The 23,319-nt window shown below is 57.4% G+C and carries 22 protein-coding genes; 18 read left to right on the top strand and 4 right to left on the bottom strand.

Going from position 1 to position 23,319, the window contains the following annotated elements; genetic code table 11:
* Nucleotides 1-191: 191 nt before the first annotated feature.
* The 3 genes from L248_RS00090 to L248_RS00100 all read right to left on the bottom strand — a co-directional run bounded on the left by L248_RS00090 (nt 192) and on the right by L248_RS00100 (nt 2,156).
* Nucleotides 192-1,217, bottom strand: coding sequence for a peptidylprolyl isomerase PrsA (locus L248_RS00090; protein ID WP_040534104.1), 1,026 nt, complete (start codon nt 1,215-1,217; stop codon nt 192-194).
* A gap of 143 nt (nt 1,218-1,360) precedes the next feature.
* Entirely contained in the window at nt 1,361-1,717 is a 357-nt protein-coding gene (locus L248_RS00095) for a YtxH domain-containing protein (RefSeq protein WP_022527974.1), read from the bottom strand.
* A complete protein-coding gene (locus L248_RS00100; RefSeq protein WP_022527975.1) occupies nt 1,710-2,156 on the bottom strand; it encodes an HIT family protein in 447 nt (148 codons plus the stop codon). Before L248_RS00100 ends, L248_RS00095 begins: the two co-directional genes overlap by 8 nt.
* 120 nt (nt 2,157-2,276) lie before the next feature.
* On the opposite strand from L248_RS00100, the gene L248_RS00105 reads away from it, so the two are divergent.
* Genes L248_RS00105 through trmB form a run of 3 tightly spaced genes read left to right on the top strand, consistent with a single transcriptional unit; the run spans nt 2,277 to nt 4,909 of the window.
* Nucleotides 2,277-3,011, top strand: a complete 735-nt coding sequence (locus L248_RS00105) for an ABC transporter ATP-binding protein (RefSeq protein ID WP_040534105.1) — start codon at nt 2,277-2,279, stop codon at nt 3,009-3,011.
* Nucleotides 3,008-4,237, top strand: a complete 1,230-nt coding sequence (locus L248_RS00110) for an ABC transporter permease (protein WP_022527977.1) — start codon at nt 3,008-3,010, stop codon at nt 4,235-4,237. The genes L248_RS00105 and L248_RS00110 overlap by 4 nt, the downstream gene beginning before the upstream one ends.
* Before the next feature lie 18 nt (nt 4,238-4,255).
* Entirely contained in the window at nt 4,256-4,909 is a 654-nt protein-coding gene (gene trmB, locus L248_RS00115; protein WP_022527978.1) for a tRNA (guanosine(46)-N7)-methyltransferase TrmB, read from the top strand.
* Here trmB and L248_RS00120 read toward each other — a convergent pair.
* Complete coding sequence (locus L248_RS00120; RefSeq protein ID WP_051999802.1) at nt 4,894-5,229, bottom strand: hypothetical protein; 336 nt, start codon at nt 5,227-5,229, stop codon at nt 4,894-4,896. The genes trmB and L248_RS00120 overlap by 16 nt on opposite strands.
* A 164-nt stretch (nt 5,230-5,393) precedes the next feature.
* Here L248_RS00120 and L248_RS00125 point away from each other — a divergent pair, with 164 nt between their 5' ends.
* The 15 genes from L248_RS00125 (at nt 5,394) to L248_RS00200 (ending at nt 23,053) form a co-directional block, all read left to right on the top strand.
* Entirely contained in the window at nt 5,394-5,699 is a 306-nt protein-coding gene (locus tag L248_RS00125) for a thioredoxin family protein (protein WP_155828534.1), read from the top strand.
* A 45-nt stretch (nt 5,700-5,744) separates the two neighbouring features.
* Nucleotides 5,745-6,377, top strand: a complete 633-nt coding sequence (gene ytpR / locus L248_RS00130; protein ID WP_040534106.1) for a YtpR family tRNA-binding protein — start codon at nt 5,745-5,747, stop codon at nt 6,375-6,377.
* 141 nt (nt 6,378-6,518) lie between these two features.
* Nucleotides 6,519-9,290 (top strand): DNA translocase FtsK, encoded by a 2,772-nt coding sequence (locus L248_RS16275; protein ID WP_022527982.1) that lies wholly within the window; start codon nt 6,519-6,521, stop codon nt 9,288-9,290.
* Nucleotides 9,291-9,298: 8 nt separating this feature from the next.
* Nucleotides 9,299-10,609: a UDP-N-acetylmuramate--L-alanine ligase gene (murC, locus tag L248_RS00140; RefSeq protein WP_022527983.1), complete on the top strand. Its 1,311-nt coding sequence runs from the start codon at nt 9,299-9,301 to the stop codon at nt 10,607-10,609.
* Nucleotides 10,610-10,727: 118 nt separating this feature from the next.
* A complete protein-coding gene (polA, locus tag L248_RS00145) occupies nt 10,728-13,385 on the top strand; it encodes a DNA polymerase I (RefSeq protein ID WP_040534295.1) in 2,658 nt (885 codons plus the stop codon).
* Between the two features lie 408 nt (nt 13,386-13,793).
* The gene (gene mutM, locus L248_RS00150) at nt 13,794-14,645 is read left to right on the top strand and encodes a bifunctional DNA-formamidopyrimidine glycosylase/DNA-(apurinic or apyrimidinic site) lyase (RefSeq protein ID WP_022527985.1); all 852 of its coding nucleotides are present in this window, start codon (nt 13,794-13,796) and stop codon (nt 14,643-14,645) included.
* Nucleotides 14,642-15,265, top strand: coding sequence for a dephospho-CoA kinase (gene coaE, locus L248_RS00155; protein ID WP_022527986.1), 624 nt, complete (start codon nt 14,642-14,644; stop codon nt 15,263-15,265). Before mutM ends, coaE begins: the two co-directional genes overlap by 4 nt.
* 2 nt (nt 15,266-15,267) lie before the next feature.
* Nucleotides 15,268-15,780 (top strand): transcriptional regulator NrdR, encoded by a 513-nt coding sequence (nrdR, locus tag L248_RS00160; protein ID WP_040534107.1) that lies wholly within the window; start codon nt 15,268-15,270, stop codon nt 15,778-15,780.
* Nucleotides 15,777-17,174, top strand: coding sequence for a replication initiation and membrane attachment family protein (locus L248_RS00165; protein ID WP_022527988.1), 1,398 nt, complete (start codon nt 15,777-15,779; stop codon nt 17,172-17,174). Before nrdR ends, L248_RS00165 begins: the two co-directional genes overlap by 4 nt.
* A complete protein-coding gene (dnaI, locus tag L248_RS00170) occupies nt 17,171-18,106 on the top strand; it encodes a primosomal protein DnaI (RefSeq protein ID WP_022527989.1) in 936 nt (311 codons plus the stop codon). The genes L248_RS00165 and dnaI overlap by 4 nt, the downstream gene beginning before the upstream one ends.
* Nucleotides 18,107-18,621: 515 nt before the next feature.
* Entirely contained in the window at nt 18,622-20,616 is a 1,995-nt protein-coding gene (gene thrS / locus L248_RS00180; protein ID WP_022527990.1) for a threonine--tRNA ligase, read from the top strand.
* Between the two features lie 166 nt (nt 20,617-20,782).
* A complete protein-coding gene (gene infC, locus L248_RS00185; protein ID WP_081701151.1) occupies nt 20,783-21,343 on the top strand; it encodes a translation initiation factor IF-3 in 561 nt (186 codons plus the stop codon).
* 64 nt (nt 21,344-21,407) lie between these two features.
* A complete protein-coding gene (gene rpmI / locus L248_RS00190; RefSeq protein WP_022527992.1) occupies nt 21,408-21,608 on the top strand; it encodes a 50S ribosomal protein L35 in 201 nt (66 codons plus the stop codon).
* A gap of 43 nt (nt 21,609-21,651) precedes the next feature.
* Nucleotides 21,652-22,008, top strand: a complete 357-nt coding sequence (gene rplT / locus L248_RS00195) for a 50S ribosomal protein L20 (protein ID WP_022527993.1) — start codon at nt 21,652-21,654, stop codon at nt 22,006-22,008.
* Between the two features lie 85 nt (nt 22,009-22,093).
* The gene (locus L248_RS00200) at nt 22,094-23,053 is read left to right on the top strand and encodes an alpha/beta hydrolase (RefSeq protein WP_022527994.1); all 960 of its coding nucleotides are present in this window, start codon (nt 22,094-22,096) and stop codon (nt 23,051-23,053) included.
* Nucleotides 23,054-23,319: the final 266 nt, after the last annotated feature.

Here is a 23,319-nt window from a genome sequence, read left to right on the forward strand (position 1 = left end):
TGCCCAGGCAAGTTCTGTCACGTGCCCACAGCTAGCTCCGCAGGACCGGCTTCGCACCAGCTTCGCGTCGCCGCCCAATCCGCGCAGCCCGCAGTCACCCGGGCCACAGACCAGACACTTTACTACCCACTCAAAAAGGCCCCCGACGATTTTCTCGCCGGGGGCCTTTCTCACAATCTATCTAACACAGATTATTTGCTAGAACTCGATGCGCTCGAGCTGCTGGTGCTGCTCGAACTCGTCGTGCTGCTGGAAGTCGTGGACGAAGCAGAAGAGCTCGTCGTACTCTCAGAAGCGCTGGAGCTGGTGGATGAAGTCGACTTGCTGGATGAACTGTTCAGGTAACCGGACAGAATATCCTTCAGGTCCTTATCCTTGATGTCGATATTGGCCTTCTGCAGGACCTTCGACATCACGCCTTGCATGACGGTGGAATCTTGCATCCACTTGTCATAGATCTGGTTCTCCAACGTCTTCTTGTGAGACGCCATGGAGCCCTTGCCCGGGTTCTTGTCGGACATGATCACGTGGTAACCGTATTGCGTCTTGACCGGAGTCTTGGTCCATTCGCCTTGCTTCAGTGCGAAGGCGGCCTTCTTGAAGGTGGCGTCGTATTGCGTGTCGGTGCTGTCGAACGGGGTCAGCTTGCCGCCGTTGGCCTTGGAGCCAGTATCGGTGGAGTACTTCTTGGCTAATGTCGCGAAGTTCTTACCCTTGTCGGCGTTCAGCTGGTTGATGATGTCCTTGGCCGTCTTCTCGTCCTTGACCAGGATGTGAGAAACGGTGATCTTCGGCTCGTAGGACTTCCACTGGGTCTTCAAGTCCGCGTTCGTAACGGGCTTTAAGTCTTCCAGGGCCTTGCGAGTAAGCAGGTTGGTCTTGATATTTTGCTTGAATGAGGTGGGGGTCAGGCTGTTTTGCGCCAGTGCCTGAGAGAATTGCGCCCCATACTGATTCTTGACGGAATTATACTGTTTGGTGACGGTCTTGTCGGAGACTTTCTTACCGTATTGCTCCTCAAGCGCCTTCTGCCAAATCAACGTCTGCAGGGTCGTCTTGCCGGCGCTGGAATCCTTCATGGCATCGTAGTACTGCGACTCGGTGATTTTGCCGCCCTTCATCGAAACGACGGTTTTATCCGAGGAGCAGCCGGCTGCGATCAGCATGACGGCGACGGCACTGAGCGCGATGGCCCATTTGCCAGACTTTTTAAACATTAAATACACATCCATTCAATTCAGATTGTTCCCATTACGGGTAAAACAGCACAGTGACAAATATAACACAGGAGCCCTGCCAATGAAAATTGACAACGCTCCTGAACGAAAGGTTTTACAAAAACAGCACTGAAAAGGCATACTTATGAATTTTCTGTGTCCTTCCCACCACTGAAACCGCTCGCGTCTTTCTGCAAAGTGGCCAAGGTCTCGTTGATCTGCTTCAGCCGGGGGGCGGCTTGGAACTGAAAGTCGGCAATGTTCTGCTGGACTTCTTTCTGGACCGTGGGGACGGTAGTCTTGAGCTGGGTGAGCAGATTGGTCAGCGCCGATTGAAGCTGGCTGACGGTACCGCTGACCATTTTGACGGAGTCGCTGACTTCGGTGAGGTAGGCGGCGGTTTCCTTTTGCTGCTGGATGCCGGTTTTCTTGGCGGTGAAGAGGCCGTACGCACCCCCGACCAGGACGCCGAGGAACAGGCCCGTGCGAAATTTAGGCATGGGGCGCCTCCTTCAGGTTGGCTTTGATGCCGGCGGCGACTTTCTCCAAGGCGGCAGTGTCGTACATGTCGCTGTGGTTGCCGAAGTGGATGCTGAAGTCGTCCTGGGCGGAGTACCGGGGGATCAGGTGAATGTGGACGTGATGGACGCTCTGGTACGCCACCTCGCCGTTATTGTTGATAATGTTCATTCCTTCAATGCCGGGGTTTGACGCCTTGATGGCCTGGGCCAGCATGGGCACGTAAGAAAAGAGAGTGGCGGCCGTCTGCGCCGGCAGATGGAAGATGTCCTCGATGTGGTCCTTGGGGACGAGCAGGGTGTGGCCCGGGGTGGCTTGAGAAATGTCCAGGAAGGCCTTCACGTGGTCGTCTTCAAAAACGGTCACGCTGGGGATCTCACCGCGAATGATTTTACAAAAAATGCAGTTTTCGTCTAACATACCGTTACCTCCAGTGCCGTCGTTTCCCGGCGGCGAACTTTCTGCTATCATTGTAGCATAACGCTTACTGGCGGGGCGCAGTCTCCGCCGCTTCCGAGAGAACGAAAGGATGCGGATGCATTGCTTACTGTGGATCACTTAACGGGCGGTTACGCCCACGTGCCCGTGCTGCACGACGTCAGCTTCACCGTGCCGGACGGGGCCATTGCCGGCTTGATCGGTCTGAACGGGGCGGGCAAGTCGACGACCATCAAGCACATCATCGGGCTGCTTACACCCACGACCGGGACCGTCACGGTGAACGGCTTGACCATCAGCCAGGACGCCACCGCGTACCACCAGCAGATCGCCTACGTGCCCGAGACGCCGGTGCTTTACCCCGAACTGACGCTGAAGGAGCACATCGACCTGACCATCAGTGCCTACGGTTTACCGGTCAAGGAGACCTGGGCCAAGGCCGACCGGCTGCTCAAGATGTTCCGGTTGGATAACAAGCTGGACTGGTTCCCCAGTAATTTCTCCAAGGGCATGCGCCAGAAGGTGATGATCGTCACCGCGTTCATGACCGACGCCAAGCTGTTCATCATCGATGAACCCTTCACCGGCCTCGATCCCTTGGCCGTCCACGATCTCTTGACCATTGTCCAGGAGAGAAAGGCGGCGGGGGCTTCCGTGCTGATGTCCACCCACATCCTGGCCACCGCGCAACAGTACGCGGACACCTTCATCCTATTAAATAACGGCCGGGTGCGGACCACCGGGTCGCTGGCCGACTTGAAGAAAGAATTCGGCATGAGCGACGCCAACTTGGACGACATTTACCTGGCGATGACGAAGGAGCCGGCGGCCTCATGAAAGAATTGTGGCACACTCGCCAGACCCGGCATCTGACCCAGCAACTGAAGTATTTGCGGCTGGTCTTCAACGACCACTTCATGATTGCGTTGATCTTCCTGTTCGGCGCGCTGGGGGTCAGTTACGCCAATGCCTTGAAGGGGATATTGACGCCCCTCTGGTGGGGCAAACCCATCCTCATCTTGGCCTTTTGGGCACTGCTCCAAGTGGGCCAGTTTGCCTCGCTGATTTTTGAAGCGGACGCGGTCTTCCTGCAGCCCCGGGAAGCCGACATGGGCGATTACATGCGCGGCGCCAACGGTTACAGCCTGCCGCTGCCCCTGGTGATTCTGCTGTTCGTCGGGGCGCTGGGGCTGCCCTTTGCGGTGCAGGGCGCCGGCGTCACCGTGATGCAGTGGGTCGCGTTTCTGATCGTCCTGGTCGTCCTCAAAGCCGCCGATCTGGCCAGGCAGGGCATGGCGTTGTTCATGGGGCAAGAAAAGCGGGCGCAGCAGCTTTACGGACTGACCCAGGCCGTCGCCGTCGTCAGCCTCGTCTTGTGTGTCTATGGTCCCCAGTGGCTAGCAGCCGCGGGGCTGCTGATTGCCGCCGGCTGGTCCGCTCGGCTGACGAGTCAATTCCGCCAAACTGCTGCGACTCAGCGGATCGATTGGCTCACCGCCGTGGCCAAGGAAGAAAAACGCCAATTCCGCATCTATCGCTTCTACAATCTATTCACAGATGTGCCGGGATTGACCAGCAGTGCCAAGCGGCGCAAGTACCTGGACATCTTCCTGCCCCGGGTCAGCTTGACGCCGGCGCACACGTTCACCTATCTGTATGTCCGCGGCTTTCTCCGCGGCAGCGAGTACTTGGGCCTGTTCCTGCGGTTGACGATCATCGGCGCAGTGGCGCTGTGGTTCATCAACACGTGGTGGATTGCCGCGCTGGTGGCGGCGCTGTTCATCTACCTGATCGGCTTCCAGCTGCTGCCCTTTGCCGGCCAATACAGCAACAACGTGATGACCTTTCTCTACCCTGTCCCGGCAGCCAGCCAGCAGCGCTCCTTCGGCCGGCTCTTGACCGTGCTGCTGGTCCTGGCCTGGGTCATCTTCGCCATCCCGATGGTGTGGCAGCTCGGCCTCAGCATAGAGACCGCCGCCGGCATCGCCCTGGTGCTGGTCATCGTCTTGGCCTTCGTTTACTTGTATGCTCCCCGCCGCATCGCGAAGATGCAGGCGAATTAGGAAGAAAGTTGGAATCGTATGCGTTTGAGAAATAAGCCCTGGGCGGCCGCACTGATCAAAGCCCACCCCGAGCTGATTCAAGTCACACCGGACCAGGTCGCCGATCAATTTGAAAAACGGCAGCCCGTGCGGCTGGAGATCGGCACCGGCAAGGGCCAATTCATTTTTCGGATGGCCCAGCAAAATCCCAGTATCAACTTTGTCGCCCTGGAGATGCAGCACTCGGCCCTGGCCGTTTTGTTAAAGCAGCAGGTCGAGGCCAAGCTGCCCAATCTGCAGCTGGTGGTGGCCAACGCCAATACATTGGCGACAGCCTTTGCCGGCTGGCACTTCACCGAGATCTACCTGAATTTCTCCGACCCGTGGCCCAAGACCCGGCACGAAAAAAGGCGGCTGACCTACCGCAGCTTTCTCACCCAATACCGGCAATTACTGGTACCGGATGGGGTGGTGCAGCTGAAGACAGACAACCGTCATTTCTTCGAATATTCATTAATGAGTATGAATCAGTACGGGATGCGGTTCCGGCAGCTGAGCTTGGACCTGCACCATGATGATACGCCCTGGGCACAAAAGAATGTGACCACGGAGTACGAGGACAAGTTCGCGGCCAAGGGCCAGCCGATCTATGCCGTGCGGGCGGTGTTCCTGCCCGCTCACGCCAAGGGGTAGAGGTCCAGCAGCTGGCCGCTGGCGACGTCCATGATGAATTCATATTGATGCAGGACGCCGTGTTCCTTGCGGGTGATACCGCCGTAATTGACGCGCACCGTACGGCCGCTCTTGGCCGTGTACGGGTGGGTCTTCGACTCGATCCAGGAGCCCTCGATCGGCCCCTCCCGCAGGAACAGGTCCTTGACCTGCTGCAAGCGGCGGTCTAGGAGCTGACGCGCCTGACGCTGGTGCCAGACCATGTCGACGGCGCCGACGAAGAGCCCAGAGAGGGCGCCGGCGGCGAAGTAGACCCAGGGACGTTGTGGTAACTTGGCCATAATATAACCTGCTTTCTGATTAGAAGCTTTGCTGGCTCCATTATAAGGGGAACGGCCCACTTTGCCAACGCCGGCCGGAAGCCAGTTTACTTTTCTGCCCGTGTCACTTATAATAAGTAAGTAAGAAAAGAAAGGAGTGTGATTCCGTGAAGTCATTAGCTGATATGAATGATAGCCAGCTGCAAGACGTGACGGCGGAGGGCAAGCACATGCTGTTCTTCGATGCCGCCTGGTGCGGGGATTGCCGCTTCATCAAGCCGCAGATGCCGGCGATCGAGAAGGAATACAACGATTGGCAGTTCATCGAAATTGACCGGGACAAGTATATGGACCTGGCCAAGGACATGGACGTCTTCGGGATTCCCAGCTTCATCGCCGTCAAGGACGGCAAGGAAATCGGCCGGTTCGCAAACAAGGACCGGAAGACGAAGAAGGAGATCGAGGCCTTTATCGACAACTTACCGGCCTAATGCTAACATTAGGTGAACTTAAAATCGGTAAGGAGCAAAAAGACCTTGTTAATTACAGCATTTAACCACCGTTTGGATTGTTTATTCGCCGTGGTCGGGCAGGACAGCGAGTTCACCGAGACCAGCGAGACCAAGGGCCGCGTGACCGTTATTCGGGACACGAAGACCGGGACGCTGGTCGGGGTGAACTTTTTTGCGCCCGCTCAGATTCTTGGCAGTGACGCGCTCCATGACGGCCAGGTGCAGCTGGGGGCGGCGGACGTCGCCAAGCTCAACGCTGCTCTGGCAGCGGCTGGCTTCAGCGACCGCCTCGAGGCGGACACCAAGCCCCGCTTCGTCATTGGCTTCGTCAAGGAATTGAAGAAGCACCCCAACTCCGATCACCTGAAGATTGCCCAAGTAGATGATGGGGAGGACAAGCTGCGCCAGATCGTCGTCGGGTCGCCCAACGTTGCTGAGGGACAGAAAGTAGTCGTCGCCTTGCCCGGCGCCTTCATGCCCAGCGGCAAGATCATCTGGCCAGGGGAGCTGCGCGGCGTGTCGTCCTACGGCATGCTCTGCGCCCCGCGGGAACTGGCCTTGCCCAATGCACCGCAAAAGCCTGGCTTGCTCATCTTGCCGGAGGACGCTGAAGTCGGCGCCCCCTTTGAGCCGGCTAAGCTGGATCTGCACTACTGATGAAGAGAGAACAAGCCGTCGAATCGTTTTGGATTCGGCGGCTTTTTGCGTTAATTGGGGCGTTCATTTCTCCTCGTTGCGTTCCAACGCTTTCTCCGGTCTGCTACAATGAAATCCAGAGAAGAAAGAGGAGAACGCATTATGGCGCATTACGATGGTCCGGCGTTTTATCGCCGGACACACGGAGAACTGGAGAAAAAGGCCCAGCAGGCCACGGCATCTACGTACCAAGTGCCGTTCCAAAAGCAATCAGCCAAAGGTAAGGCGCAGGCGAGTCCCCGACGCCAAGCGGCGCCAGTCCCGCGGCGGCGTTCAGCGGCGGACAAGACCCCTGTGGCTGCGGCACCGGATCCGGCTGAGGACTATATCCCGGTCAACCGACTGCACCCGTTTATTTATTCTGACCATCAGCCTGATCCCGCTATGGTGGCGGCCTTTGCCAAGACGCCGGCGCAGGTCTATTTGTTTGCGGACGTTGCCGTGACCGATGCGGAGGAGACCGATGCCGATGCACCAGCCTTTGCTTTGGCCGCAGGGGACGAAGATACACCCGCAACGGCCGTCGACAACGGTGATGGGCAAGAAACTGTCAGTGACCATGAGCCAGCGGACCAGAGTTCAAGTGACGAAGTGGCACCAGATGAGCCAGAGACGACAGCTGAGAATAGTGCCGCAGACGAACCTGCTGCTTTTTCAGACAATGCGGCGATGGCAACGACCGATGCCACCGATGAGCAAATAGAAGGCGAGCCGGCGGCCATTCCTGCCCAGGCTGATGATGGTGACAGCGTCGTTTCCGGGGATGCCAGCGACGAGGTACAACCAGCCGCCGACGATGAGGATAAGCCAGACTGGCCATCAGCTGACGAGAAGGCTGAGCAGAGTGTGGATGATGCTGCTGAAACCGAAAGTCCTACCGATTCAGCAGCCAATGGTGCTGCCGACAACGATATACGGTCAGTTGATCCCCAAAGCAAAAGTTTCGCCGATGCGCAGCAGGCTTTCGAAGAAGAGGCGGCACCAGAGGCAGATCCTGACACACCCGATGACACTGACTCCGTCGACGATCCTGACGTCGGGGCCTTCCACATTTCCGACGATTTTCTGCAAAGCGCCCTCCAGCGGCAAATGGCCGACCGGGCGAAGCGGGCGGCGGCCGCTTCCCAAACGGTAGATGAAGAGACTGGCCACGACCAAGACGACCAGCAGTCGACGCTGACTGACGAAGCGAGCGCATCAGCTGAAGAACCCGCTGCCACAGAGAAGGCCTCCGCAGCGACAGCCGGCACTTCGACGGTGGCGTCTGATTCTTCCATCCCGGCAGGCGGCTCAGACCAGGAGCAAGATGATTCAGAAACGCCCACTGCATCCAGAGACACCGACGACCGCGCTGACCAGCACGAGCATGCCGTCCAAACAAACGACACCGGTACAGACGAGCTCGAGAAGACGGCGGTCGATTATTCCAATTACCGTCTCCCCGCCGCCGACCTGCTCCGCCCGGTGAACACCGCCGACACGGCCACCGACGACGAGTGGGTGGCCAACGAGACTGGTCAGTTGAACACGACCCTCAAGGCCTTCCACGTGGACGGCAGTGTCGTTCACCATACCGTCGGGCCCACCGTCACCCAGTTCGAGATTCAGCTGGCCCCGGGGGTCAAGGTGTCGAAAGTCACGAACCTCATTGATGACTTGAAGCTGGCCCTGGCGGCGGAGGAGATTCGCATTGAAGCGCCGATTCCCGGCAAGCGCACCGTGGGGATTGAAATTCCCAACGCGAAGCCGCGCAATGTGGCCCTCAAGGAGATCGTCGGCTCGACGGCGTTTGCCCAGTCCCTTTCTCCCTTAACGGTGGCCTTGGGCATCGACTTGTTCGGGCGGCCGGTGGTGGCGGATCTGCGCAAGATGCCCCACGGTCTGATCGCCGGGTCCACCGGCAGCGGGAAGTCCGTGTTCATTAACGGTATTCTGCTGTCACTGCTGCTGAAAGCGACGCCGGATCAGCTCCAGCTCCTGCTTATCGACCCCAAGGCCGTGGAGCTGGCGCCGTATAATGACCTGCCCCATCTGCTGGCGCCGGTCATTTCTGACCCGGAAGAAGCAGTGGCGGCCCTGGATTGGGTCGTCGAACGCATGGAGCAGCGGTATACTCAATTAGTGGCCGCTGGCGTGCGCAACATCGAGGAGTTCAACCAGCGGGCCAAGGCCCAGCACGAACCCGAGATGCAGATGCCGTACATCGTGGTGGTCATCGACGAGTTGGCGGACCTGATGATGACAACGGCTAACGCCGTCCAAGACAGCATCGCCCGCCTGACCCAGAAGGCGCGGGCGGCGGGTATCCACCTGCTGATCGCCACCCAGCGGCCCAGCGTGGACGTGCTCACCGGCGTGATCAAGAACAACATTCCCACGCGGATTGCGTTCATGGTCTCCAGCCAGGTGGATTCCCGCACCATCCTGGACGCCCAAGGCGCCGAGCGGCTGCTGGGGAAGGGCGACATGCTTTACCGGGCGAACGGCTCCAACCACCCGCTGCGGCTCCAAGGCGCTTATGTCACCAGTGCAGAAATCGACCGGGTGACCGCCGCCATCACCGCCCAGGCCGAGGCGGATTATGTCTTCACGAACAAGGACTTGAAGAAAGCCGCCGAGGTCACCGAGGAAGAAGATCCGCTGTGGGACCAAGTGCTGGATTACGTGCAGCACGAGGACACCATTTCGACCAGCAAGCTTCAGCGGCTGTTCTCCATCGGCTACAACCGGGCGGCGAACATCATCGACCATCTGGAGGCCAAGAACCTAGTCTCCGGCCCCCACGGCTCTAAGCCCCGCAAGGTCTTCTACCGCGGCGAGGCAGGTTCCGGCGACGCGGACAGCGCGCCGCAACAAGACGAAGAGAAGGACTGACACAACAAATGACGAAGTATTATTTCATCGGTATCAAGGGGTCCGGCATGAGCGCCCTGGCACTGATCCTGCACGATTTAGGCAATGACGTTTCCGGTTCGGATATTGACCAGTTCACCTTTACGCAGAAACCGCTGGCCGCCGCAGGAATCCCCATGTATCCCTTCGACCCGGCCAACCTCCACGAGGGGATGACGGTCATCCGGGGCAACGCCTTCCGCGACGACAATCCCGAGATCGCGCAGGCCAAGAAAATGGGCCTGCCCATGTACCGCTACAACGAGTTCCTCGGGGAATTCATGAAGCCTTACACCAGCATCGGCATCAGCGGCACCCACGGCAAGACCAGTACCACCGGCCTGCTGGCCCACACCCTCTCCGGCGTGGCCAAGACCAGCTACCTGATCGGCGACGGCACCGGCAAGGGGGTGCCCAACGCCCGTTTCTTCGTCTATGAAGCCGACGAGTATGAGCGCCACTTCGTTTCTTACCATCCGGATTACAGTGTTATCACCAACATTGACTACGATCACCCGGATTATTACAAGGACATTGACGACGTCGTGTCGGCCTTCCAGCAGGAAGTCGACCAGACCCGCAAGGCCGTCTTCGCTTGGGGCGACGATCCCCACGTGCACGCACTGCACCACGACGTGCCGATGTACTTCTACGGTTTAAAGGATACCGACGACTTCCAAGCGGTCAACGTTCAGCGCACCACGAAGGGATCCAGCTTCGACGTCCTCTTCCACAAGCAGCCCATTGGCCATTATGCCGTCTCCCTCTTCGGTGAGCACAGTATCCTCAACAGCCTGGCCGTCATTGGCGTCGCCCACCTGGAACGGATGGATCCGGCCAAGGTGGCCGCTGAGCTGGAGAGCTTCCAAGGCGTGAAGCGCCGCTTCGCCGAGACCGATTACGGCAGCACCAAGGTGATCGACGACTACGCCCACCATCCCAACGAGATCCGCGCGACGCTGGATGCGGCCCGCCAGAAGTTCCCGGACAGAAAGATCGTCGCAGTCTTCCAGCCTCATACGTACACCCGTACCAAGGCGCTGATGCCCGGCTTCGTCAAGAGTTTGAGCCAAGCTGACGCCGTGTACATCTTCCCCATCTTCGGGTCAGTCCGCGAGTCCCACGGCAACGTCTCCAGCCAGGACCTGGCGGATAAGATCCCCCAAGGAGCAACGGTCCTGACCAACGGCGACACGACGCCGCTGCTCAAGGAGCAGGGCAACGTCCTGGTCTTCATGGGCGCCGGTGACATTCAGAAGTACGAGAAGCAGTTCACCGATGCGTTGCAGGCAGAAAAATAACATGAGTACCGCGAAGGCCGTTAGAACGCGTGTTCCGCGGCCTTCTTTTTGTTACAATGGAGAAAGGAAAATGCACGGTGAGCTGGCGGCCAGCTGGCCGCTGAAGGGAGTTACGATCGTGGCAACGGATAAGAAACTATTACTGATCGACGGCAACAGCGTGGCCTTCCGCGCTTTCTTTGCCATGCACGACGCACTGGATTCGATGACCAACCATGACGGGCTGCACACCAATGCCCTGTATGCGTTCCGCAACATGCTCAAGAATATTTTGGAGAAAGTTGACCCGACGAATGTGCTGGTGGCGTTCGACGCGGGCAAGACCACGTTCCGGACGAAAAAGTTCGCGGAATACAAGGGGACCCGGGCGCGCATGCCGGGCGAGCTGGCTGAACAGCTGCCCTACATGCACAAGATGCTCGACGCCATGGGCATTAAATGGTATGAGCTGAAAGATTACGAGGCGGACGACATCATCGGCACCATGGCCAAGGAAGGCGCCGCGGCTGGGATGGCCGTGACCGTCCTCACCGGCGACCGAGACCTGACCCAGCTGGCCAGCGACCGCGTGACGGTGCAGGTCACGGTCAAGGGGGGTGGTCAGCTGGAGGCTTATACGCCGGCCAGTTTCCAGGCTGACTTGGGGATCACGCCCAAGCAGTTCATCGACATGAAAGCCCTGATGGGTGATAATTCCGATAATTATCCCGGGGTTAACAAAGTGGGCAAGGTGACAGCCCGCAAACTCGTCCAGCAGTACGGCTCCGTCGAGGGTATTTACGAGCACATCGACGCCATGAAGCCGTCCAAGATGAAGGAGAACTTGTTAAACGACAAGGAGCAAGCCTTTCTCTCCAAAGACTTGGCGACGATTCGGACGGATGCGCCGATTACGGTGGGCCTGAAGGACACGGATTATTCCGGGCCGGATACTGCTGCACTGCGGGCCGTCTATGAGGAATTGGACTTCAATTCCTTCTTGAAGGACCTGGCACCGGACGAGGCCGATGCCGTGGTGCAGAAGGACTTGCCGGTGACCCCGCTGACCAGCGCCGTGCTGACCAAGGCCTTGGCGGGGAAGGCCCCGAAGGCCGTGATGATCGAGATGCTGGGGGACAATTACCACACCGAGCCGGTCATCGCCGTGGGCGTCGGCACGCCGGACCAATGGTATGTGGCCACGTCAGACGAGATCCTGCGGGACAAGCTGTTCCAGAGCTGGCTGGCCAATGATGCGCAAGTGAAGTACGTCTTCGACGCCAAGCGGAACTACGTCGCCGCCCACCGCTTCGGGGCGACGATCAACGGCATCGACTTCGACATGCTGCTGGTCTCGTACCTGCTGAACACGGTCGACAACAGCAACGACCTGGGCGCCGTCGCCGCTCAGCACGGGTATCACGGCGTGGAACCGGACGCCACCGTATACGGGACCGGCAAGAAGCGCCAGATTCCGGAGGGACACGACGTCTTCGTTCAGCACATCGCCCACAAGATGGCGGCGGTGTACAACCTCAAGGACCAGCTGATCAAGGATTTGCAGGACCACGCTCAGCTGGACCTGTACACGGACTTGGAGCGGCCCCTGGCCATTGTCCTGGCCAATATGGAGATCGCCGGCATCAAGTGCGACCCGGACACGTTGAGAAAGATTGGCGCGTCCTTGAAGGACCGCCTGCGCGACCTGGAGAACCAGATCTACACCGAAGCCGGCCACGAGTTCAACATCAATTCCACCAAGCAGCTGGGGACCGTCTTGTTCGACGAGATGAAGCTGCCGCCGGTGAAGAAAACCAAGACCGGATATTCCACTTCCGTCGATGTGCTGGAGAAACTCCAGGACCAGTCGCCGATTATCCAGGAGATCCTCAACTATCGCCAGCTGGCCAAGATCCAGTCGACATACGTGGATGGACTCTTGACGACGATCCATCCCGACGGCAAAATTCACACCCGGTATATTCAGACCCTGACCCAGACCGGGCGCCTTTCTTCCCAGGATCCGAACCTGCAGAATATCCCCATGCACCAGGACGAGGGCAAGCAGATCCGCAAGGCGTTCGTGCCCAGTCACGACGGTTGGGAACTGTTCGACGCCGACTATTCCCAGGTGGAACTGCGGGTGCTGGCCCACGTCTCCGGCGACAAGAACATGCAGGAGGCGTTCAAGGAGAACCGGGACATCCACGCGAATACCGCGATGAAGATCTTCCACTTGAGCGACCCCAGCCAGGTGACCGACAACATGCGGCGCCAGGCCAAGGCGACGAACTTCGGAATCGTCTACGGCATCTCCGACTATGGCCTGTCCCAGAACATCGGCATCTCCCGGACTCAGGCCAAGGAATTCATCGACGCCTACTTCGAGCAGTATCCCCAGGTCAAGACCTGGACCGAGCAGATCGTGAAGACGGCCCGGGAGCAGGGCTACGTGGAGACCATCATGCACCGCCGCCGCTACCTGCCGGACATCAACGCCAAGAATCGCAACCTGCGCCAGTTCGCCGAGCGCACGGCGATGAACACGCCCATCCAGGGCAGTGCCGCCGACATCATCAAGGTGGCCATGATCAACATGGCCCAGGCCCTCCAGCAGCAGAAGCTTCAGGCAACCATGCTGCTCCAGGTGCACGATGAACTGATCTTCGAAGCGCCTAAGGAAGAAATCCCCATCTTAGCTAAACTCGTCCCATCGATCATGGACTCCGCTGTCAAGCTGGCCGTGCCCCTCAAAGTGGACAGCAGTTCTGGCGCGACGTGGTATGATGTAAAATAAACCGATGACCGATGACCGAAGACCGGTCATCGGGGGACCTTGCGTCGCTTTCGTTTGCCGTTGGCGGGTGTTCGTGGCGGGTGCGGCTTTCATGCTCGCAGGGTTAGGCTGTATTTTCGCTGACGATAAGTTGTGTTGAGTGGGGATGCAGTGTGCTGGCTCACGGTGCGAGTGGTGTTCGTTGTTAACCCTAGTATCAGGAACGACAGTAGGGTGCTTGCGAGCGGAGCGGATGGGGGCTCAGCCATGAAATTGTTGTTAGCGGGCGATTTTTGCCCGCTTACGACAAGGCCGAGCTTTGAGACAAGGGCGGTTTTTGCCCTTGGCTCAAAGTCGTGCCCATGGCGTTCCAGCCCCCAATCCGCGGAGCTCGCAAGCACCCGGCCCCAAAGAGAGGAGTGTTCGTCAGTGCCGGAATTACCAGAAGTAGAAACAGTGCGCCGCGGTTTGGCGGACACTGTTGTAGGAAAAACAATCGTGAACGTGACCAGTGACTGGCCAAAAATCGTTGGCGGCGACGTTGGCGCGTTTGCGGACGTGGTCGTCGGCCGGACCATTGAAGCCATTGGCCGCCGGGGCAAGTATTTGCTTTTCCGGTTCAGCGGCGGCGTGACCATGGTGTCCCATCTGCGGATGGAGGGCAAATATGCCTTCACCGTTGACCCGGAGCAGACGCTGGAACGGTTTACCCACGTGGTCTTCACGTTCAGCGACGGCTCGCAGCTGCGCTACCGGGACATGCGCAAGTTTGGCCGGATGGTGCTCGTGGCCACGGGCGACGAGGATCAGGTGCCCGGCTTGCGAGAATTGGGGCCAGAACCGTTTGACTCGGCGTTCACTAAGTCGTATTTGCGGACCGCGCTGCAGCGGCGGCACGCGGCGATTAAAGGCGTGCTGCTGAATCAGAGTGTGGTCGCTGGCCTAGGCAATATTTACGCTGATGAAGTCCTGTGGCTGACGCGGATTCATCCGCTGACGCCAGCCGACGAGATTTCCACGATCAAAATCGGCCGATTGCGGGAAGCAATGATTACTGAACTGACCAAGGCCATTGCAGCCCACGGCACCACGGTACACTCCTTCCAAGGGGCCGACGGTGAGACCGGCGACTTCCAAAATGCGCTCCATGTGTATGGCCGGGAAGGGCAGCCGTGCGAGCGGTGCGGCACGGCTATCGTCAAGATTCGGGTCGCCGGGCGGGGAACGCATTTCTGCCCCCATTGCCAGCGGCTGCCCCGGCGGAAGGCGGGGGACGTATGAGTTATGTGCTCGGACTGACCGGCAGTATCGCCACCGGCAAGAGTACGGTCGCTCAGATCTTCCATGATTACGGTTATCCCGTCGTGGACGCCGATGCGTTGGCGCGCCAAGTCGTGGCACCGGGCAGCGAGGGACTGGCACGGATCAAGCAGACCTTCGGCCCCAGTGTCATCCAGCCCGACGGCAGTCTGGACCGCCATGCGTTAGGCCGCATCGTCTTCAGCGATCCGGCCCAGCGCCGGAAGCTGGACCAGCTTAACGGCGGGCTGATCCGCGACGCCATTCAGGCCGAGCTGGACCGGTACAAGGCGGCTGATGCGCCGCTCATCGTCCTGGACATTCCCCTGCTCTTCGAGGGCGGTTACTACCTGCCCATGGTGGATGGGGTGCTGGTCGCCTATGTCCCGCCCGCGCTGGAGAAGACGCGGCTAATGGCCCGGGACGGCATGACCGCCGCCGCGGCCGACGTCCGCATCGCGGCGCAGGAGCCGATTGACGAGAAGCGCGCCCGGGCGGATTTCTGGACGGACAACAGCGGTCCGCTTTCTGCCCTCAAGCCCCAAGTCGACGCCATCCTGAAGCAGCTCGGTCTCGATCCTAAGTTAAGAAATGAGGAATAAACATGCTCTGTCCCCGCTGTCACCACAATAGTTCACGCGTTATCGACTCGCGCCCGGCCGACGGCAACCGGTCGATCCGGCGCCGGCGCGAATGCGAAAACTGCGGCTATCGCTTCACCACCTTCGAACGGGTGGAGCAGACGCCGCTGCTGGTCATTAAGAAGAACGGTACCCGGGAAGAATTCAACCGCGAGAAGATTCTGAAGGGGGTCATCCGCGCTGCCGAGAAGCGGCCGGTGACCATGGAACAGATGACCGGGCTGGTCGACGATGTGGAACGCCAGCTGCGCCAGACCGGTGACAACGAGGTGTCCTCCAAGGACATCGGCGAGGCCGTCATGACCCGCCTGTCCGGCATCGACGACGTCGCGTACATCCGCTTTGCCAGCGTCTACCGCCAGTTCAAGGACATGAATGTCTTCATGAAGGAACTGCAAGAAATGATGGCCCGCGGCAACCACCATCCCGATGGTCCCGCACCCGCACCGAAACAAGAGAAGGGGAAGAAAAAATGAACGGAAAGGTCGCTCAAATTGGCACCTTAGCCGCTTTGGACGGCTTTTTGGTGACGTCGGCGGATTACTTGAGTGCGTACTCGGAAGAGCTGCTGACATATTTGTACCAGCCGCTGACTGGCGCGGTGGGCTTTTCGCTGTACCATATTTTGGAGACCCAGGTGCACCATAATGATGCGCCGATGCTGTTATCCGAACGTAAAGCGCACATCTGGCTTTTGACGATGCTGGGGGAAGACTTGACGTCGTTTTTCACTGCCCGGAGCAAGCTGGAAGCCTTGGGGTTGTTACAGTCATACAAGAAATCTGACAAGTTGGGCACATACTACATTTATGTTTTGCACGCCCCCTTGGCCCCTAAAGAATTCTTTGCTGAACCGTTGTTATCAGAATTTCTCCGCCAGCAAGTCGAGGATGACCGGTATAACGAGATTCGGGATCATTTTGCGCAACAGCGCTTTGACATGGGGGATTACACTGAGGTAACTCAGGATTTCACCACGGTCTTTTCTGCTGAGGCCAGCCGAGTATTACATCATCAGCAGCAAGCCGCAGCGGTGGCACAGCAGTCGGCGCTGAGTCCTAAACCGCGGTACACCAATGACCAGATGCAGGCCTTTGATTGGGACCTGCTCACCGCCAGTTTGCAATTTGCTCAGATCAATCGAAACCAAATCAACGCGCATGCCCAGACGATTTTTATGCTCCATGAGTTTTATAAAATCAACGAAGTGGATATGGCTCGGCTGATTGGCAACACCATGAATCTGATGACCAATGAAATTGATGACAAACGCTTGCGCAGTGTGGCCCGGCAACAATTTGCCAAACAGGGGCCGTCTGTCCGAGCAGTGGATGCGCCGCCGGTGACGATGCCCAGATTAACAGAACAAGAAATCTTACAAGCAGCCAAAACTTTGTCGCCAGCTGAGTTCCTGCGTTGGAATCACGCAAAGCTCAACACATTGGTGGGTGTGGCCGAGAATAGCGCCGTCATGTCCATTACCCAACGGCACGTACTGCCGGACAGTGTGGTAAACATCATGATCAATTATGCGGTGACCATGTTCAATGCGGTCAACCAGATTCCGATGGAGAAAATGGTTAATGACTTTTTGCGCAGTCATGTGGACACCCCAGAGAAAGCATTAGCCCATATCAGAGCCCGGGCCCAGAAGCAGCAAGGCGGTAACAGTCAACGGAGCAACTTCCGCAAACCGGCAGCGATTCCCCCAAAGACGAAGCAACCTGCTTGGGCCGATCCGAACTACAAGCCGCCGGAAGCCCAAGAGGCTGATCCGGAAGTGAAAAAGCGTCTCGCCGAACGGTTAGCCCGGTATCGAGCAGAAAATCGGGAGAGTGAAAAGAAACGGAAGGGTGGTGCACCGTCATGAAGGAAGTCAGCAAAGATTTGGGCAAATACCTCAACCAGCATAATTGGCGCGAACGGTACAATAAAATATTGCAGAAGGTGCACAATGACCCTGATGTTCAAAACTTTCTTCGGGCCCATCAGAGCCAACTTGCACCGGATGCAATCCGTAAAGGGGCCGCTAAGCTGTATGAATTTGTTAATGAGAAAGAAAAGCTGGCTAAGCATGAAGACACGTTCGCCCCAGGCTATAAGCCGCGGTTGATTGTGAACAATCATCTGATTGATATTTCTTATGCACCGGAGCCCAAGAAAATTGCGGAAGATAATGCGGCCGCCCTGGCGGCGTTGGTTGATGCTGCCAAAATGCCAAAAGACTTCAAAAATGCCACATTGGATAATTACGATTCGCACGGGCGCGAGGTAGCACTCGATGCTGCGCTGGCCTTCGTCGAACGGTACCGCCCGGGCGAGTTCCAACAGGGCCTTTATTTGTCTGGCAATTATGGCGTGGGCAAGACTTACTTACTGGGAGCCGTCGCCAACGATTTGGCCAGAAAGCAAAATGTCCATACGCTCATTCTGCACGTGCCTACGTTCTCAGTTGAGATTCGCGATGCCATTAGCGACAATAGTGTTTTAGATCGTGTCCATAAAATTCAACGGGTACCGCTCTTGATGTTTGATGACATCGGTGGAGAAACTCAGAGTCCCTGGTTCCGTGATGATGTCTTGGGCGTCATTTTACAATACCGAATGCAGGAACGTCTGCCGACATTCTTCAGCTCCAACCTGACGATTCCCAATCTCGCTGAATTCATGGCTGCCGGGAAGAATGGTCAAGACGATTCCTTGAAAGCCAACCGCATCATGGCCCGCATCAATTTTCTCGCCAAAGAGATCAATATCGAAGGACCAGACCGGCGCACGGCTTCCGTTCAAAATCAAGAATGAAAACAATTCGCTAACCCTCTTGTTTTTTTGAAAACACCATGGGTATAATAAAGCCAATTGAGATGCATGAGAGATGCTTCATATGCCCGTTTCAGAGAGTCTGGCCTTAGGCTGAAAGCCAGACAGGCGGCACATCAACCAATCTCGAGCAACCGTGCACACGGGTCGTCCCGTTATCGACCAATCAAGTGGAATGTGGCAGCACATTCAATTCGGGTGGAACCGCGCATTGAGCGTCCCAGTGTTATCGACGATTGTCGAACACTGGGACTTTTTTGTTCGCTGGCCCGGGTACCCGAGGGCTCCGCGGATTTGGGGCTGGAACGCCATGGGCACGACTTGAAGCCCGCGCAAAATGCACGCGGTCTTCAAGCTCGGCCTTGTTATAAGCAGGCAAAAGGCGCCTGCGAACAACAATTTTATGGCTGAGCCCCAATCCGCACCGCCCTCGGGCACCCGCCCTCAATTGTCCTAATGCTGCTCGTTCCATTGATTACTTAGAGGAGGAAATTTTCATGGCAGAACAAATTACGTTAACATTCCCAGATGGCGCCAAGAAGCAAGTCGACGCCGGCACCAACGCTTTAGCCATCGCCAAGGACATCAGCAACTCGCTGGCGAAGAACGCTGTCGCCGCCACGTTGAACGGGACGGCCATTGACTTGACCGCACCGATCAAGCAGGACGGCAAGATCACCATCGTCACCAAGAAGGATGACCTGGGCTTGGCGGTCCTGCGCAACACTGGCGCCTTTCTGCTGGCGGCTGCGGTTCACCAGAGCTTCCCCAGCTACCACTTAGGCGAGGGCAAGGCCCAAGCAGACGGCTTCTTCTACGACACCGATAACCCGGCGAACGGCGAGAACCAGATCGCTGTCACCGACTTGCCGGCATTGGAGAAAGAAATGAACGCCGCCGTCAAGGATGATGACAAGATTGAGCGGGTGATGATGGCGAAGGACGAGCTGGCCAAGCATTTCGCCGACGATCCGTATAAGTCTGCCTTGGTCAAGGCGCAAGCCGGCGTCCAGATTCCGGTCTACAAGCTGGGCGACTTCATCGACTTCGGTTACGGCCCGCTGCTGCCCGACACCAAACTGCTGAAGCATTTCTCCCTGCTCAGTGTGGCGGGGGCGTATTGGCAAGGCAAGTCGTCTAACCCGATGCTGCAGCGGATCTACGGGACTGCGTTCTTCTCTGCGGAAGAGTTGGAGGAAGACGCCAAGCGCCGTGCGGACATCAAGGAACGCGACCACCGGACGATTGGCCGGGAACTGGATCTGTTCTTCGTTGACCCTGAGGTCGGTGCCGGCTTAGCTTACTGGATGCCCAAGGGGGCCACGATTCGCCGGACGATTGAGCGCTACATCATCGACAAGGAAATCGCCAACGGCTACCAGCACGTCTACACGCCCATCCTGGCCAATCTGAATCTGTACAAGCAGTCCGGTCACTGGGATCACTACAAGGACGACATGTTCCCGCCGATGGACATGGGCGACGGTGAGATGCTGGAACTGCGGCCGATGAACTGCCCGTCCCACATCCAGATTTACAAGCACCACATCCGCAGCTACCGGGAACTGCCCATCCGCATCGCTGAGCTGGGTATGATGCACCGTTATGAGAAATCCGGTGCGCTTTCTGGCCTGCAGCGGGTTCGGGAAATGACCCTGAACGACGGTCACACCTTCGTGGCCCCGGATCAGATTCAGGACGAGTTCAAGAAGATCCTGACGCTGATGATGGATGTCTATGCTGACTTCGACATCACCAACTACAGCTTCCGTCTGAGCTACCGCGACCCCAAGAACACCGCCAAGTACTTCGATGACGATGCCATGTGGAACAAGTCCCAAGCCATGCTCAAGGGCGCCATGGACGACCTCGGCCTGGACTACTACGAAGCCGAAGGGGAAGCCGCCTTCTACGGCCCTAAGCTGGATGTCCAGACGAAGACTGCGCTGGGCAACGACGAGACGCTGTCCACGATTCAATTGGACTTCATGATGCCGGAGAAGTTCCACCTGACTTACGTCGGTGACGATGGCGAAGAGCACCGGCCGGTCATGATCCACCGGGGCATCGTGTCCACCATGGAGCGGTTCATCGCGTATCTGACAGAAATCTACAAGGGTGCATTCCCGACTTGGCTTTCTCCTATCCAAGCCGAGATCATCCCGGTCAACAACGAGATGCACCTGGACTACGCCAACGAGATCAAGAAGCGCCTGCTCAAGGAGGGCGTGCGGGTCGAAGTAGACGACCGCAACGAGAAGATGGGCTACAAGATTCGCGAGTCCCAGACCCAGAAGATTCCGTACACGCTGGTCGTCGGCGACGAGGAAGTCAAGGATTCCAGCGTCTCTGTCCGCAAGTACGGGCACGACAAGGCCGAGTCCCAGGACCTGGAGATGTTCATCGACGCTATCGTGGCCGACATCAAGAACTACTCCCGTACCGGTGAGGCCGATAACTCCAAGGTACTGAACGCGCTTGACAAGCAATAAGTCATCCGGTACACTGGACAAGTTGAGAAAATACAAGTAGAGACACCCGTCTCTCGCCCATGTTTCAAACCTCTGGGTTTATACAATCGGTGAATTCTGATTCGACGGGTGCGTTGTGCGCCCGTCGATTTTTGTGTTTTCTTCAGAAACTATTATGGAGAGGTGAATTACCATAGCAAGAGATTTGATGGTAAACGATGGCATTCGCGCCCGCGAGGTTCGCTTGATCGATCAAAACGGCGACCAATTGGGCGTTAAGTCCAAGCGTGATGCCCTGGACCTGGCTGAACAAGCCGGGTTGGACGTTGTTCTAGTGGCTCCGGGAGCGAAGCCGCCGGTAGCCCGCATCATGGACTACGGGAAGTACCGCTTCGAACTGCAGAAAAAAGATCGTGAAGCACGCAAGAAGCAAAAGACCATCAACATCAAAGAAGTGCGCTTATCGCCGACCATTGAAACCAATGACTTCAATACGAAGCTGAACAACGCGCGCAAGTTCTTAAGCAAGGGCGCCAAAGTCAAAGCATCCGTTCGGTTCCGCGGCCGGGCCATTACCCACAAGGATATTGGGGCCAACGTGCTGAACGAACTGGCTAAGCAGACGGCGGACATCGCCACGGTCGAGACCCGACCCAAGATGGACGGCCGCTTCATGTTCCTGATGTTGGCTCCGAAGGCCGACCTGGACACCGCTAAGGCCGCTGACAACGAGAGCGACGCCAAGTAAGACCATGTCCTGACCGGCACAACAGCCGGCGGCGGGACTAATCGCAGTATAGGAGGACAATTCAATGCCAAAGTTTAAAACACATCGTGCATCAGCCAAGCGCTTCAAGAAGACCGCCTCGGGCGCTCTGAAGCGGGGCCACGCTTACACGTCTCACCGGTTCCACGGTAAAACAGTGAAGCAGCGTCGGCAATTGCGGAAATCAGCGTTGGTTTCCGGCAGCGACATGAAGCGCATCAAGCCGATGCTGTCCCAGATGAAGTAAGCACCACCACTGGTTTAACGAAGAACAAGGAGGACTATCAAATATGGCACGTGTAAAAGGCGGCAACGTCGCGCGTAAACGGCGCAAAAAGGTATTAAAGCTGGCAAAGGGTTATGTCGGCGCGAAGCATTTACTGTTCAAGGCGGCTAATGCCCAAGTGATGAACTCGTATCGTTACGCTTTCCGGGATCGCCGGCAAGTGAAGCGGGACTTCCGCAAGCTCTGGATTGCCCGGATCAATGCGGCAGCCCGCATGAACGACATGAGCTACAGCCAGCTGATGCATGGCTTGAAGGTGGCCAACGTCACGATCAACCGCAAGATGCTGGCTGACCTGGCGGTTTCTGACCCCACTGGTTTTACCGCTTTGGTGGATACTGCCAAAAAAGCGATTGCTTAATTCTGTTTTTGATGTTGAGGGGACTGTTGCCGTATCGAGGCAATGGCCCTCTTTTCTTATTGATGAGTAGAAGGAAGGTGCGGCAGTGTTAGACATTAAGAAACGGCGGTGGGTCTGGCGGGGCGTCATCGCCATCGTGGCGGTCTGCCTGGCCGCACTGTTCTACGGCACGGCGATTCAGCCTGCACCGCACCGGGAGAATCTGTCCCACGTCGAACAGCAGGCGATCAATGTGCCCACTCTCTTTGTGCCCGGCTGGCACTCCACCAGTTACTCCACTCAGCTGATTACCGATGATATCGTCTCCCTTGGCGTGACCGACACTGTCACGACCGTGCGCGTCACCCCCGAGGGCAAGTTCATCTTTATCGGACCAAAGATCGATCCCCATTCCCGCCAGCTGATTCGCATCATCTTCGAGAATAACCGGGGCGGGGAAGTGCAATACACCCGATGGCTCCACAACTTGCTCGCATACTTATACAAGCACCGGCAGTTGAAGAAAGTGAACCTGGTCGGGCACTCCATGGGGGCTTATGCGTCGACCCTGTACACGTTTCAATACGGCAAGGATGCTGGGCACGGTCTGCCCAAGGTGAACAAACTGGTCACGCTGGCCGGCCCCTTCGACGGCATCATCGGCCGGCAACCGGTGTCCGCGTTCTTTCACCCCAATGACGGCACCACGTGGACCGATCAGCCGCACCAGAACCGTTTGGCCGCCAATGGCCGGCCGGTGCTGGTTCACCCGGAATACGACCGGTTAGAAAAGTATGCCCCCCAGGTACCGAAGACCCTGCGCATGCTGAATATCTATGGCGACCTGGGAGACGGCAGCCAGTCCGACGGGGTAGTGACGGTGCCCTCGGCCACCAGCATTGGCTATTTGGTAAAGCCGCGGATCGCCGTGTTCCAGCAAGTCAAGGTGATTGGTCCGAATGCACAGCATTCCGCACTGCATGAACATAATTGGCAAGTGACCCAGAATATCGTCAAGTTCCTGTGGCCGACGTTTGCGGGAACAGCCGCCAAGATGGTTCGCTGATATTGGTCAATAGTTTACAAGCACTGTGTTACTAGTGCAACCACGGTTTGGGATATTTCTCCACATTTGAAAACGATGATGTACCAATATTGTAAGAAACTGTTTTCAAGACCGCGGTAATTACCACTTTTTAGTAATCGATGTTGCATATCTGAGACACACCAATTCTTCGTCAAAGCCCACATTCCGTGTTATTATAATAGTGATGTCAACTATTGGGGCGAATAAAGGATTGGGGTTTTGAAGATGTTATCGCGTCAATTGGA

Origin of the sequence: Schleiferilactobacillus shenzhenensis LY-73 (assembly GCF_000469325.1) — a bacterium.
GTDB lineage: Bacteria > Bacillota > Bacilli > Lactobacillales > Lactobacillaceae > Schleiferilactobacillus > Schleiferilactobacillus shenzhenensis.

Excerpts from the sequence above, each read along its gene's own strand:
- L248_RS16275 (WP_022527982.1), top strand. The coding sequence starts at position 6,519 with ATGGCGCATTACGATGGTCCGGCGTTTTATCGCCGGACACACGGAGAA.
- L248_RS00120 (WP_051999802.1), bottom strand. The coding sequence starts at position 5,229 with ATGGCCAAGTTACCACAACGTCCCTGGGTCTACTTCGCCGCCGGCGCC.
- L248_RS00165 (WP_022527988.1), top strand. The coding sequence starts at position 15,777 with ATGAACGGAAAGGTCGCTCAAATTGGCACCTTAGCCGCTTTGGACGGC.
- murC (WP_022527983.1), top strand. The coding sequence starts at position 9,299 with ATGACGAAGTATTATTTCATCGGTATCAAGGGGTCCGGCATGAGCGCC.
- trmB (WP_022527978.1), top strand. The coding sequence starts at position 4,256 with ATGCGTTTGAGAAATAAGCCCTGGGCGGCCGCACTGATCAAAGCCCAC.
- dnaI (WP_022527989.1), top strand. The coding sequence starts at position 17,171 with ATGAAGGAAGTCAGCAAAGATTTGGGCAAATACCTCAACCAGCATAAT.
- L248_RS00090 (WP_040534104.1), bottom strand. The coding sequence starts at position 1,217 with ATGTTTAAAAAGTCTGGCAAATGGGCCATCGCGCTCAGTGCCGTCGCC.
- nrdR (WP_040534107.1), top strand. The coding sequence starts at position 15,268 with ATGCTCTGTCCCCGCTGTCACCACAATAGTTCACGCGTTATCGACTCG.
- L248_RS00125 (WP_155828534.1), top strand. The coding sequence starts at position 5,394 with ATGAATGATAGCCAGCTGCAAGACGTGACGGCGGAGGGCAAGCACATG.
- L248_RS00095 (WP_022527974.1), bottom strand. The coding sequence starts at position 1,717 with ATGCCTAAATTTCGCACGGGCCTGTTCCTCGGCGTCCTGGTCGGGGGT.
- L248_RS00110 (WP_022527977.1), top strand. The coding sequence starts at position 3,008 with ATGAAAGAATTGTGGCACACTCGCCAGACCCGGCATCTGACCCAGCAA.
- thrS (WP_022527990.1), top strand. The coding sequence starts at position 18,622 with ATGGCAGAACAAATTACGTTAACATTCCCAGATGGCGCCAAGAAGCAA.
- rplT (WP_022527993.1), top strand. The coding sequence starts at position 21,652 with ATGGCACGTGTAAAAGGCGGCAACGTCGCGCGTAAACGGCGCAAAAAG.
- coaE (WP_022527986.1), top strand. The coding sequence starts at position 14,642 with ATGAGTTATGTGCTCGGACTGACCGGCAGTATCGCCACCGGCAAGAGT.
- rpmI (WP_022527992.1), top strand. The coding sequence starts at position 21,408 with ATGCCAAAGTTTAAAACACATCGTGCATCAGCCAAGCGCTTCAAGAAG.
- L248_RS00100 (WP_022527975.1), bottom strand. The coding sequence starts at position 2,156 with ATGTTAGACGAAAACTGCATTTTTTGTAAAATCATTCGCGGTGAGATC.